Source organism: Niastella sp. (assembly GCF_045805085.1).
Classification (GTDB): Bacteria; Bacteroidota; Bacteroidia; order Chitinophagales; family Chitinophagaceae; genus Niastella.
Genome location: NZ_JBJMLX010000133.1, coordinates 1 through 13077 on the forward strand (window position 1 = coordinate 1; position 13077 = coordinate 13077).

A 13077-nucleotide genomic window follows, 5' to 3' on the forward strand; every position below is an offset into this window, starting at 1 on the left:
GAAGGGTGGGGGAATCGTAAACTCTGCCAAAAAATTAAACGAGACTTCTGAAGACGAATTATTCCGGCAATCTCACAAACGGCTGCAGGAAATAATAAAGCTCGGAACCGGATCCATTGAAATAAAAAGCGGCTACGGTCTTACCGTTGAGGGAGAATTGAAAATGCTACGGGTAATAAAGAAATTGCGTGAACGATCAAACGTCACCATTAAAGCTACTTTCCTGGGCGCACATACGTATCCGGTGGAGTATAAAGAGAATCACGAAGGATATATTGATCTCATCATACAAGAGATGCTGCCCGTTATCGGGCGGGAGCAACTGGCCGATTATATCGATGTGTTTTGCGAAACGGGTTTCTTTTCACCGGAAGAAACGGCCCTGATCTGCAAGGCTGGTAGGCAGTATGGTTTAAAACCAAAGATCCATGCCAACCAGTTGAATTTATCGGGTGGGGTACAAACCGGTGTGGCCCTGGGCGCCGTAAGTGTAGATCATCTGGAAACCATGGATGAACCTTCGATAAAAGCATTGGCCGGCGCAGACACCATTGGTACCCTGTTACCAACCGCGGCTTTCTTTTTAAGAATGCCGTTTCAACCGGCCCGGGCGCTCATAGATGCAGGCTGCGCCATTGCCCTGGCATCCGATTTCAACCCCGGTTCTTCCCCAAGTGGTAATATGAACGGCGTGGTGAATATGAGCTGTATTCAAATGAAAATGCTGCCTGAGGAAGCGATAAACGCCGCCACGTTAAACGGCGCCTGGGCCATGGAATGTGCGGATGAGTTGGGAAGTATTTCTGTTGGAAAAAAAGCCAGTCTTATACTCACTAAACAAGTACCGTCACTGGCATATATCCCGTATTCATTTGGTTCGAATTTAATTGAGCGCGTAATGATTGAAGGGCAATGGGTGTAGGAAACTAAAAACGAGCAATGTTTAAAAGAAAGAAAAAAGTCAACCTGGTTAAAGAGTTCCTGGCGAAAGGCCATTCCGTTTCAATCAAAGATCGGGAAGAGGCCCTCGATTACTTGGTGGCATTTGTGGCAATGATTAGGCCGCGCCTGTCGGAGTTTGAGAACGTACAAAGGAAATTTGCAGAAACCATACAGTTTGTACACCAGCATCCTGCTGTGCTGAACAATCTGCGCACCGCTATTATGGCGCAGTTGATCAACAGCAACCTGGTGCCCATGCTTACTGAAAGCGGTATCACCATTACGCGGGGTGCAGGCCGGGAGTTATTCGCCCGCTTAAAACATAAGTTTTTACCCGCCGCCCAAGACCCGAACGATTTCTTATACCTGTTGAACCGCATCTTTTTTAAACATACCGATTATGAGTGGGTTGAACAACTGGGCCGGGACAAATGGATGCATTTCTTTGAATTGATCGGCATTTCATTTTCAGGCAACGACCCGGTTATTATCAAACAGGCGGTATTATCCTTACAGATCCTGAGCGCCCGCGTGGCGCAGCTGGGTTGGGAAAATGAAATTACCCATAATACCCCGGCGCAATGGCAACCACCGAACAATCCATTTGCCGCACAACAACACCTGGTGTACCAGATAAAAGAACGGATCCTGCGGGAACACCAGGGGCCGGAATCCATACAGGACCTGGCCAGGCAATTGAGCGAGGTACTGGCAGCATGTGGTGAACTTGTTCAGGTGTTGCGCGACGAAACAGCAGATAAAGGCACCAGCTTATCACAAACATTCATCCTGTACCAGATTGAACAGAAACTGAACCGGATGAATTTGCTGCTTGACATTGCAGATGCCGATGAAAAGATCAACATAAACCGCTTCGCCAACCTGTTCATGGCTGTAATCCGCAACGAGAACAGGAAGAACAGTATCAGGGAATTTCTATCCCAAACTACCGGCTATCTGGCCTATCAGATTGCCGAACACAAAGGCAAGAAGGGAAGTAAGTACATTACCGCATCGCCACTGGAGTATTTTCAAATGATCGGCAGCGCCATGTGGGGTGGATTGATCATTTGCTTTGTAGCCATTTTAAAAAACCTACTGGCCATGCTACAGATGGCGCCCTTCTGGCATGGGTTTGTTTACAGCGTTAATTACAGTCTGGGTTTTGTAGCAATTGAAGAAACCGGCGCTACCCTGGCCACCAAACAACCGGCCTTTACAGCCAGTGCAGTAGCCAGTTCGTTAGATGCGAGAAAGACCGACGATCCGCCTAATTTATATAACCTGGCAGTAACAGTATCGAAAGTAAGCCGCAGCCAGATCGCTTCTTTTATCGGTAACCTCATCATCGTATTTCCCGTAACTTATTTGCTGGCCTGGCTGTACGATTTGGCAACGGGTCACCCGCTGATTGGGCGCGAAAAAGCAGCACAGCTATTGCAGGACCAACACCCCTGGCAAAGCCTTTCTTTATTATATGCCTGCAATACGGGGTTCTTTCTTTTTTTGAGTGGTATAATCGCCGGCTATGTTCAAAACAAAATAAATTACGGCCGTATCGATAAACGGCTTACAGAACACCCGGTTTTGAGAATGTCGTTACCAGCCAGCCGGCTACAGAAAATAGCTGATTATGTGAATGCGCACGGAGGTAGTTTGGCCGGAAACATTTCATTAGGTTTTTTTCTTGGCATGGCCGGCATCATCGGAAAGATATTTGGTATACCTTTCGATATCAGACATATTACCATTTCAGCCGCCAACACTTCCCTGGGCGCTTATGGCATAGGATGGGAGCATATGAATTTCCGGTACCTGGCCAATGTGGTGGCAGGTGTGTTAGGCATCGGGTTCCTGAATTTTTTGGTTAGCTTTTCTCTGGCTTTTTTTGTAGCGGTACGGTCAAGGGGTATTCATTTAAAAGATTATCCTGGCTTTTTAAAGATCCTATGGAAGTATTTCCGTAGTCATCCGCTTGATTTTATCAGGCCACGCAAGCGCAGATCGGATCCGGAAAAAACAGCAACAGCATAATATCAACAATTAACCAATATTTCAATCTTCGGCTATATGACTAAACATTTCAAATTCTACAGCAAGCACGATGTGCTGAATCTTACCAGGATCCGACGGTTTGAAACCAAACTGGGTGAAACTGTGCACATACTACCCGATAAAAATACCTGGGAAACGGATTTGCAGCAATCGACGGCAAAGTATGTAGTGTTTGGAATTCCGGAAGATATTGGCATTCGCGCCAACCATGGTACCGGTGGCGCCGATTCTGTTTGGATGCCTTTTTTGTCGGCCTTTCTAAACCTGCAAAGCAATGATTTTTTGAATGGAGAAGAGGTCATTCTGCTGGGGCAGTTTAATTTCAGCGATCTCGGTGAATTGATAGAGCAAAATGCCTATGGCTATGAAGAAAAGATAGATGCCTACCGGCATGCAGTGGTTACGATCGATGAAGAAGTAGAGGAACTCACCAAGCTCATTACAACGCATGGTAAAATACCCATTGCTATCGGCGGTGGTCACAACAATGCCTATCCTTTGATAAAAGGGGCGGCCAAAGGCTTACACAAAGCAGGCCTTTTACCGCTGGCGCAAATAAACTGCATTAACCTCGATGCGCATTCCGATTTCCGTCCATCTGAAGGCCGTCACAGCGGCAACGGTTTCCGCTATGCCGAAGAAGATGGCTATTTACAGAAATACTGCGTGGTTGGTTTGCACGAAAATTACCTGCCACAAAACGTATGGCTCGATATTGTAAACAATCCCTTTCTTGACTTCATTACCTACGAAGATATTTTCATTCTGGAGAAAAGGAATTTTATCCAGGCCATAGCCCACGCCACCAATTTTACCGAAGAGAACTATACCGGTATTGAACTGGATCTGGACAGCATTGAAAACACCCTGTCAAGCGCCATAACGCCCTCCGGCATTTCAGCCCTGCACGCCCGTCAGTATATAACACTGGCTGCCCGCGAAAGCCAGGTAGCTTATTTACATATTTGCGAAGGCGCTACCCGCCTGGCTGATGGCCGTAGCAATGAAACCACCGGTAAACTGATCAGTTACCTCGTGAGTGATTTTATAAAAGCACACGAGGAAATGGTGGAAGAATAAAACTTCATTAAAAAGGAATACCCAGGTTTATATACCATTGCAGCTTCCGGGTTTGGTCGCAGTACATGGTGCTGATATCGAGCGGCCCCAGGGCAAAGTTGTACGAATAGGTCAATGAATAACCCGACAGGAAATTGGGATTGCTCTTAAAGAATTCACTTCTGCTGATGAAATTGGTGAACAATATGTTGGCCTTGCCGATGAGATAGTTATTGGTAAATAAATTTACCCGAACACCACCTTGCAACATGGCTACCGTTGGCGCGTACAACGTTCCTTCCTGCAAACCGGCAAAAGTGATCTGGTTGCGGAATACTTTTGTTAACCCACCGATGGCAAATTCATTCAACGCATTGCGGGTATAGTTGAAGTTGATGCCGCCCTGTCCGTTTAAGAGTAACGTAGTGCGCCTGCTAATAGGGATATAACTTTCCACATCGAGTACAGTGCGCCAATAGGGATGGGTGCTGATGCTTAATGAATCGGGCAGGGGTTCGCCATTTTGTAAAAATTCAAGGTCGGGGTGTTGCCCCAATACCCGGCCTGCTTCACCATACAGCTTTACGCCTTTACGGGTAAATATGGTACGGTCCAGGGAGTTAAACGCTACAAATGTATACAACGTATTATAGTTATTACTGCCCTTGAGGTCAATACTATTTGTTATTTTGGGGGTGTAATGCACCCATTCAAAGCGGTGACCGGCCCCTATAGAAAAGCTTCGGGAAGGGGAGAACTGGAATTTTTCACCGATCCTGGCAACGGTTTGTTTGTATAAGCCGTCCTGTTTGTACTGGTCATATGAGTTCACATCAAACCGGTCGAACTGGGCTTCACCCACCAGGGCATAATTCTTCAAACGGCCAAGGTATTGCAGGTGTTCGCCGCGAATACGGAAGCTTTCACCAATATTAACGGTAACCAGGCTCCGCGAATTGACAATGAAAAAATTCCTGGCTGTTAAATTCCCAATGATGCCTATCCCTGTAAATCGGTTGTAATGTATGCCCAGCTTCGCAAACGTAAACGGGTTCTCCGTCACTTCAAACACGATCTTGTTGGTGCCATCAGGCTGTGGTTCCAACGAATAAATAATGCGGCTGTAATACCGTGTGCCATACGCCTGGCGTACCATGTTCGACAGCTTATGCGCCGTATACGATTTGTTAAGTTCCAGGTCCATGGTATGCACAAAGAATTCAGAGGAAGTTCTATCTACCCCATGTACTTCGTAGGAAGAAATAACGGCCGAGCTCACCAGTGGCAGCCGGTTCCTGTTGATCTCCATGGCGCCGTAAATAGCATTCAGTGAATCGGCCAGCTGTTTAAACCGCGGATATAGTTTACGCCCTTCAACAATGCCGGAGTCAAGAATGGCATGGCCTTCGCCAAAACTACCCATGGTGTATTTCTGCAGTTTAAAGGGAATATAAATATCACATTGCGGTACTTCGGTTTTGGCGTCTTCGGCTTCGCGGAAAAAGGCAATCTGCAACAGGATCTGCAGGGCGTTACGCACTTTATCAGATGGCAGCAATCCACTGGCCACGTTACTGCCAATGACAATGTTGGCGCCCATATCCTTTACATCGCGTACGGGAAAGTTGCGCACAATACCGCCATCGACCATGCGCTTGCCTTTAAAATCAATGGCTGTAAATACCGAGGGAATGGCCATGCTGCTACGGATGGCCGAAATGATCTCACCATCTTTCATCACTATGGCTTCGCCGGTACCCACATCGGTACCTATACAACGAAAGGGAATACTGAATTTCGAAAAATCTTTTTGCTGGTAAACCGGGAAATAAAGCTCGGAGAATTTCAACCACAGTTCCTGTCCCTGTAACAAACCGCTGGGCAAACGGAAATTATTGGCTTGCCAGGGCAATTCAATTACATATTTCGAATACTCGTCTTTCTCTTCCATGAAAATGCTGCGGAGGGAAACCGAGTTACTTAGCAGCAGGTCCCAATCGATGCTACGAGTAATTTTTTCAATGCTGTCGGCCGAATAACCAATGGCGTACAAACTGCCGATGATGCTGCCCATACTGGTGCCGGTTATATAATCAACATTCAATCCGGCACTGTCAATGGCTTTTAAAATACCAATATGCGCCAGTCCTTTGGCGCCGCCACCACTTAAGGTTACCCCAATTTTGGGACGGGGAGCTGGCAATTGGGCTGAAGCGGATTGAAATACCAGGAATAAAGATAACCAGGCCAACCCTGGTTTGTAGCGTTTGAATATAAACATCTGTAACCCCCACAATTGATTTCGGGTATGCGTTTTAATATTTATCAAATCTCCCCAAATATTGTGGTTTGGGGAAACCTAATGTTGTAATTCAAAGTGGCAGTTCATTTCAACATCGTCTATCAGGGCGCCCATTTTCCGGTAGAATGCAATGGCGGGTTTGTTCCAGTTGGAAACCTGCCAGCGTACTTTTACACAATTGGTGGCCTTTGCGTGGTCAATCACTGTTTGCAGCAGCCGGGTGCCAATGGCCTTTCCGCGGGCTGATTCCACTACATACAGATCATCGAGATAAAGCGCTTTACCTGTCCAGGAGAAATAAGCAAAAAACCAGGCTGCGTAACCAATGATCCTGTTTGTTTCATCTACAGCAACAAAGCATTGGAACAAATTGTTGTCTGCTTTCATTTGTTCCGCTGAATTTGTTACACTTTCAGGTGCTTTCTGGTACAGTGCAAACTGGTGGATAAGCTCAATAACGGCCGGGTAATCGGCTTCTACGCCTTTACGGATAGTTATATTCATGGGATGGTTATTTCGATTCCAGTTCCATAATCTTCTCAAACACCTCTTCGTACTCTTTATTCATCCGCAACAGTTCGTCACTCACTTTTTTATAATCTGTTTCTGTTTGCACAAATTTATTCCTGTCGGAATAAGTATCCGGCGCCGTTAACTGCGCTTCCAGCGTTGCTTTTTGCTGGTTTAACTGGGCTATTTTTTCTTCCAGCTGCTGAAACAGTTTTTGCTGTTTCTGCAGTTCTTTTTTCTGCTCTTTATTGATCGGTTCTTTAACGTTGGCTGGCTGTGGTTTGTTATCCACAACCGGCTGGGGTTTTGGCGCTGTCACTTCCTGTTTTGGTGCAGCCGGCTCTGCTTTTTGATTACCGGCTTCCGACTTTTTTCCGGCAGGCCCTCCATTTGCTTTTTGTCTTTCTTTGAATTCACTCCATTCTTCAAAACCTCCCGGGAATGATTTTATCTTTTTGTTATCGATCTCCCAGATGGTATTGGCCAGTTTTGAAACAAAATAACGGTCGTGGCTTACCAGTATTAGGCTGCCCTCGTATTTTTTCAGTGCCTCTATCAATAATTCTACGGAATGTATGTCCAGGTGGTTGGTAGGCTCATCGAGCATCAGGAAGTTGGCCTTGCTGATGATGGTTTTTGCCAGGGCCACGCGGGCTTTTTCGCCCCCGCTCAATACTTTGATCTTTTTATCAACGTCGTCGCCGCCGAATAAAAAGCAACCCAGTAAGGTGCGCAGTTCCTGTTCGGTTTTCTGACTGCCGGCTCCTTTCAGTTCATCGAGCAGGGTGTTGTTTACATTCAAACTCTCCAGTTGGTGCTGGGCGTAAAAGCTTTCTTCTACATTATGGCCCCATTTGCGCTCTCCGTCAAATGACTCGGCGCCGGCAATAATGCGCAACAGAGTTGATTTACCCTTCCCGTTGGCTCCAATGAGCGCGATCTTGTCGCCCCGGTTTATTTCAGCACTGGCGTCATGAACGATCTCGATGTCGCCGAATTTCTTGGTAATATGTTTTAATTCACACAGCACTTTCCCGGGCACTTTGTCAACCTGGAAGTTGATCTTGATATTGGGCCGTTCAATAGCCACATCCTCGATGCGGTCGAGCTTATCAAGTCGTTTCATGGCGCTTTGTGCGGCAGCCGCTTTACTGGCCTTGGCTTTAAACCGCTCAATAAAACGTTCCTGCTGGCGAATATAATCCTGCTGGTTTTCAAACGCCCGTTGTTGTAATTCTACCCGCTGTACTTTTTCTGATTCGTAGTAGGAATAATTACCATTATAAACGTGTAGTTGCCGCTGGTAAACCTCTACGATTTTGGTTACCATACGATCGAGAAAATACTTATCGTGGCTCACGATCACCACAGAACCCTGGTAATGCACCAGGTATTTTTCCAGCCATTCAATAGAAGGCAGGTCAAGGTGGTTGGTAGGTTCGTCCATCAACAACAGATCGGGTTGTTGCAGGATCATTTTCGCCAACAGCACCCGCATGCGCCAGCCCCCGCTGAATTCCTTGTAGGGCCGTTGCAGATCGGCGTTGGAGAAGCCAAGCCCCTGCAGCACTTCCTCTGTTTTATGGTGAATGTTGTATCCGTCGAGGGTATCCATTTCATGTAACCGGTCGGAATATTTGTGTAACAGGGCATCCTCCTGCGCCGGGGTTCTGCCACTGTTTGTGTTTTCCAGTTCTTTACCCAGTTCTTCAATTTCCTTTTCCAGTTGCATTACGCGTTCAAAAGCGCCTAAAGCAACCCCCAGTATACTATCGTTCGTATCAAAACTTAACAGGTCCTGGTGCAAATACCCGATAGAGGTGCTGCGGCTGCGTTCAACCGTACCTTCCGAGGGCTGGTATTGCCCCACCAGTAATTTTAGCAAAGTTGATTTACCAGTACCATTATAACCAATTAAACCTATACGTTCGTTGGGTTGAATATGCCAGGTTGCATCTTCTACAATTGCCCGGGCTCCAAATTCAAAAGTTACGTTCGTTAATCCTGCCAGCATAAATTTTACTTCAAATGAGGTGCAAAAATATAACAATTCGGGCCGATTGGGAAGTGTTCCCGAAAAGATGGCAATTATAAAAAAACAGTCCGGTTTTATGCTCTAAATCACCTGTTTATGAGGCAGTAATGTAAGGTTATTCTTTTATCTTTGGTATGTTAACAGGTTAATAAGCTTTGCGACCTTAAATCCGGCAGGATTATTTCGGTAAAAACCTGCCACCCCGGGAAACAGAAACGCATATAAATTTAAAAGGATGAAAAAAACGTTAGTCGTAGTTATTGTACTTGCCGCTATTATTTTAATCGCAAGGCCTTTTTTTTGCAATAGTAGAAAAGACGATAAATCGGCTGTCGGGACGGTCGAAGAAAAACAACAACCCATTTCAATTGCCAACAATTCCGATTCCTTTAACCAGTCGTTCACCCAATTAATTAATGCATACATCGATTTAAAGGATGCCCTGGTGGCCAGTGATGCCGCAAAAGCAACGGCCGCTGCGCAAACCTTGCGTACAGCCGCCGACAGTCTGAAAGTAAATGAAATAAAAGGCGATAGTACCGGGGTAATAAAAGAAACCGCACTAACCTATACCAGCACCATTACAGGTTCGGCACAGGCTTTGGTAGCAGAGAAAGACATTGAAGGAAAGCGTAAAGAATTCGGAAATATAGCAGATGCCATGTGGACCCTTACCCGTACCGTTCGGTACAGTGGTAAAAAGTTATATTGGGAATACTGCCCAATGGCCTTTAACAACCAGGGTGCATATTGGATCAGCTATGAAAGGGATATAAAAAACCCCTACTTCGGTAGTAAAATGATGACTTGCGGCAGCGTAGAAGATTCAATCGACTACTCGAAGTAATTACGCTATCGGCCGGGTAACCGGTTTTTAGATAACGGAAAATTGCAGCAAATGACCAAACTGGTTGCTATAGTATTTGGCTTATGTAGTGTGTTGCTTGCAACAGCGCAGGAAAAATTTACACTGAGCGGTTATGTGCGCGACTCTTTATCGGGTGAAACACTTATCGGCGCTACGGTGGCTGTAAATGGACATGGCAAAAGCATTGTAAGTAACCAGTTTGGATTCTACTCTATAACATTACCCCGGGGCGCCTACCCCGTACTGATTACTTTTACCGGCTATCAGCCGGTAGAACAGCAGATCACGCTCGACAAAAACGTTGAACAAAGTTTTTACCTTTCAACAAAACCCGTTTTACAGGAAGTTATCGTATCGGCCCGCAAACGCGATGAGAATGTAAGAAATGCGCAAATGGGCAAAATAGATCTGTCGATAACCCAGGTGAAATCGGTACCGGTGTTGCTGGGCGAAACCGATCTGTTAAAAACCCTGCAATTGCTGCCGGGTGTGCGCAATGCCGGTGAAGGCAATACGGGGTTGTATGTGCGGGGCGGGGGACCCGATCAAAATCTCATCATGCTCGATGACGCCATTGTATACAACACGGGTCACCTGTTTGGTTTTTTCTCCATCTTTAACTCAGATGCCATCAAGAACATCTCCCTTATAAAAGGGGGGATGCCGGCACAGTATGGCGGACGCCTTTCTTCAGTGCTCGATGTGGCCATGAAAGAAGGCAATCTGAACAAATTTGAAGTAGAGGGTGGAATAGGGGCCATCGCCTCCCGGCTTTCGATCCAGGGTCCTATTAAAAAGAATAGATCATCCTTTATCATTTCAGGCCGGCGCACCTACATCGATCTGTTGGTAAAACCATTCATTTCTCCCAATAATGATTTTTACGGGTCGGGGTATTACTTCTATGATTTCAATGCCAAGGTGAATTATATTTTCTCCGATAAAGACCGCCTGTACCTGAGCGGTTATTTTGGCCGGGATGTATTTACCTATCGCAACGCACGCCGCGTATTCAAGGCCGATATTCCCTGGGGCAATTCAACGGCCACGCTGCGTTGGAACCATGTATTCAACCGCAAGCTGTTTGCCAATACCACACTGGTATATAATGATTATGCGTTTTCATTTGGCGCCGCGCAAAACGATTTCAACATAAAACTATCATCCGGCATTCACGACTGGAACGCTAAAACCGATTTTGATTTTTATCCATCCACCCAACATAAGGTCCGCTTTGGCGCCGCTTTTACCTACCATACCTTCACCCCGAACGTATTGAGCGGTAACCAGGGCGATAACCAGTTCACGCCCGATAATGCATTGAGAAAATATGCCGGAGAATCCGGTATTTACCTGCAGGATGAATGGGACATCAGCGACCGCATTAAATTAAACGCCGGCTTGCGGTACAGCCGTTTTGTACAACTGGGAACTTACAAAATATTTTCTACCGATATAAATGGCAACAAGTCTGACAGTATATCTTACGGCCACAATAAACCGGTAAAAGCCTATGATGGGTTTGAACCGCGGTTTACCCTGCGCTATGCCATCAACGATGAAACTTCTTTAAAAGCAGGGGTTACCCGCAATTTGCAATACATACACCTGGTTAGCAATGCCGGTTCAACCCTGCCAACCGACCTGTGGGTGCCCAGCACCTACCGGGTAAAACCACAGGAAAGCTGGCAATATGCGGCCGGATTATTCAAAAACTTCAGCAATAATATGCTGGAGACTTCGCTGGAAGTGTATTACAAGCAAATGAACAACCAGATAGAATACCGCGAAGGCTATACCCCCACCTTAAAAGACCCGGAGAATGATTTTGTTTTTGGAAAAGGCTGGAGCTATGGAACGGAGTTGTTCCTTAATAAAACAAAGGGCAGGCTTACCGGCTGGATCGGTTACACGCTCTCCTGGAGCTGGCGCCAGTTTGATACCCTGAACGAAGGGCTTAAGTATCCATCCAAATACGATCGCCGCCACGACCTGTCGGTGGTGGCCACGTACCAGTTAAATAAAAAATGGAAAATATCAGGTGTGTTTGTATATGGCAGTGGCAACGCGGTTTCCTTACCTGAGCGTTTTTATGTGGTGGGGGGCATACTAACCCAGGAGTATAGCCACATCAATCAATACCGGCTGGCGCCTTGTCACCGCATGGATATTTCAGCTGTTTATACGCCTCGTACCCGGCCCGATGCCAAATTTCAAACAAACTGGGTGTTCAGCATTTACAATGTATACAGCAGGTTGAACCCGTATTTTATTTACTTCAGCCAGGATGGTAGCCCGTACGACGGCTCCTTAACCATAAAAGCCGAGCAGGTATCGCTGTTCCCTATCATTCCGTCTGTAACCTGGAACTTCAAGTTCTAATCACATTAATGAAGGGGCGGTTCATACTTAAACCGTACCACGGCGCTTTTCTCTTCGCTCGACGACAGGTGCAGCTGATAGCGTTTTCGGCCGGCTGTTATAACCATCAGCGAGGTATTGGGGGGAATGCGGCCCAGGTTATCGGCATACATCATCAGCTCATATTCGGTATTGGGAAAGGCTGTTATATTCAATACCAGCGGTTTGTTGGTAAGTCGTTTTTTGTACAACAGCAGGGTATTGTTAAGAAATACGGTTACCGTATCATCATCGATCTCGGCATTGTCGTACAATTCAATTTTTATAAAGGAAGTATCAACAGCAAGCGTTTGTACCAGGTCTTTTTCCCGGTTTTTCAATTTCAGGTTCTTTTGTAATCTGGCCAGGGTATCGTTCTGGTATACATCAATTGGGAAGATGGATTTGGCTACCCGTGCCAGGGAGATTTTACCAGGCTGGCAATTGTTGTTATTGCCCATTTCATGACCGCGCCATTCGCCCCGCAACGTTTCGTTGCCTTCGCCACTCTTTGTAAAAGTGAGATCGTATGTTTTTATGCAGGGGATACAGCTATCAGGAACATTATATTGCAATACAGAATGCTCAATGATCACCATGCGTTTGGTAAGCGGGTTAAACTTGCCGGTAAAGTTTATTTTGGTGTACCGCTCGTTGTCGTAACTGTATACGTTACCAATAAACGAGTTGTTTTGCATATAAATTATATGCAGTTCCGTTGAATATTCGGGAAAGCAACCACCAGTATTTTGAGTTCTTATTCCACCCCATACCCCCGTTAACAGTTGCGCCTGACCAGCCCCGGTTAACCCAAGCAAGAGGAGTAACAGCAAAAAACGCATGCTCCAATTTTAATGGAATATAACAACTTAAAGTGCAACGGAACGTACCGCTTATATAATCCCA

The 13077-nt window shown here is 46.0% G+C and carries 9 protein-coding genes; 5 read left to right on the plus strand and 4 right to left on the minus strand.

Annotated elements, in window-relative coordinates:
- From hutI to ACJ751_RS06685, 3 genes are all read left to right on the plus strand, one after another.
- A partial coding sequence (hutI, locus tag ACJ751_RS06675) for an imidazolonepropionase (protein WP_407744599.1) occupies positions 1-922 on the plus strand: 922 nt, incomplete at its 5' end.
- A 17-nt stretch (positions 923-939) separates the two neighbouring features.
- Complete coding sequence (locus ACJ751_RS06680; RefSeq protein WP_407744600.1) at positions 940-2976, plus strand: site-specific recombinase; 2037 nt, start codon at positions 940-942, stop codon at positions 2974-2976.
- A 36-nt stretch (positions 2977-3012) separates the two neighbouring features.
- Positions 3013-4077: a formimidoylglutamase gene (locus ACJ751_RS06685; RefSeq protein WP_407744601.1), complete on the plus strand. Its 1065-nt coding sequence runs from the start codon at positions 3013-3015 to the stop codon at positions 4075-4077.
- Between the two features lie 7 nt (positions 4078-4084).
- Here ACJ751_RS06685 and ACJ751_RS06690 read toward each other — a convergent pair whose 3' ends face one another.
- From ACJ751_RS06690 to abc-f, 3 genes are all read right to left on the minus strand, one after another.
- Entirely contained in the window at positions 4085-6337 is a 2253-nt protein-coding gene (locus ACJ751_RS06690) for a patatin-like phospholipase family protein (RefSeq protein ID WP_407744602.1), read from the minus strand.
- Between the two features lie 78 nt (positions 6338-6415).
- Positions 6416-6862 (minus strand): N-acetyltransferase family protein, encoded by a 447-nt coding sequence (locus ACJ751_RS06695; RefSeq protein ID WP_407744603.1) that lies wholly within the window; start codon positions 6860-6862, stop codon positions 6416-6418.
- A 7-nt stretch (positions 6863-6869) separates the two neighbouring features.
- Positions 6870-8882 carry a ribosomal protection-like ABC-F family protein gene (abc-f, locus tag ACJ751_RS06700; RefSeq protein ID WP_407744604.1) on the minus strand — a complete coding sequence of 671 codons (2013 nt, stop codon included), beginning with the start codon at positions 8880-8882 and terminating at the stop codon, positions 6870-6872.
- A gap of 256 nt (positions 8883-9138) precedes the next feature.
- On the opposite strand from abc-f, the gene ACJ751_RS06705 reads away from it, so the two are divergent.
- Both ACJ751_RS06705 and ACJ751_RS06710 read left to right on the plus strand, forming a co-directional pair.
- The gene (locus ACJ751_RS06705) at positions 9139-9750 is read left to right on the plus strand and encodes a DUF3347 domain-containing protein (RefSeq protein ID WP_407744605.1); all 612 of its coding nucleotides are present in this window, start codon (positions 9139-9141) and stop codon (positions 9748-9750) included.
- 51 nt (positions 9751-9801) lie between these two features.
- On the plus strand, positions 9802-12153 hold the full coding sequence (locus tag ACJ751_RS06710) for a TonB-dependent receptor (RefSeq protein ID WP_407744606.1): 2352 nt from the start codon (positions 9802-9804) through the stop codon (positions 12151-12153).
- A gap of 5 nt (positions 12154-12158) precedes the next feature.
- Here the strand turns inward: ACJ751_RS06710 and ACJ751_RS06715 are convergent, their stop codons facing one another.
- Positions 12159-13013 (minus strand): hypothetical protein, encoded by an 855-nt coding sequence (locus tag ACJ751_RS06715; protein ID WP_407744607.1) that lies wholly within the window; start codon positions 13011-13013, stop codon positions 12159-12161.
- Positions 13014-13077 lie beyond the last annotated feature (64 nt).

What these genes read in the sequence shown, in the direction of transcription:
- ACJ751_RS06690 (WP_407744602.1), bottom strand. Translation starts at nt 6,337, where the DNA reads ATGTTTATATTCAAACGCTACAAACCAGGGTTGGCCTGGTTATCTTTA.
- ACJ751_RS06695 (WP_407744603.1), bottom strand. Translation starts at nt 6,862, where the DNA reads ATGAATATAACTATCCGTAAAGGCGTAGAAGCCGATTACCCGGCCGTT.
- ACJ751_RS06680 (WP_407744600.1), top strand. Translation starts at nt 940, where the DNA reads ATGTTTAAAAGAAAGAAAAAAGTCAACCTGGTTAAAGAGTTCCTGGCG.
- ACJ751_RS06715 (WP_407744607.1), bottom strand. Translation starts at nt 13,013, where the DNA reads ATGCGTTTTTTGCTGTTACTCCTCTTGCTTGGGTTAACCGGGGCTGGT.
- ACJ751_RS06710 (WP_407744606.1), top strand. Translation starts at nt 9,802, where the DNA reads ATGACCAAACTGGTTGCTATAGTATTTGGCTTATGTAGTGTGTTGCTT.
- ACJ751_RS06705 (WP_407744605.1), top strand. Translation starts at nt 9,139, where the DNA reads ATGAAAAAAACGTTAGTCGTAGTTATTGTACTTGCCGCTATTATTTTA.
- ACJ751_RS06685 (WP_407744601.1), top strand. Translation starts at nt 3,013, where the DNA reads ATGACTAAACATTTCAAATTCTACAGCAAGCACGATGTGCTGAATCTT.
- abc-f (WP_407744604.1), bottom strand. Translation starts at nt 8,882, where the DNA reads ATGCTGGCAGGATTAACGAACGTAACTTTTGAATTTGGAGCCCGGGCA.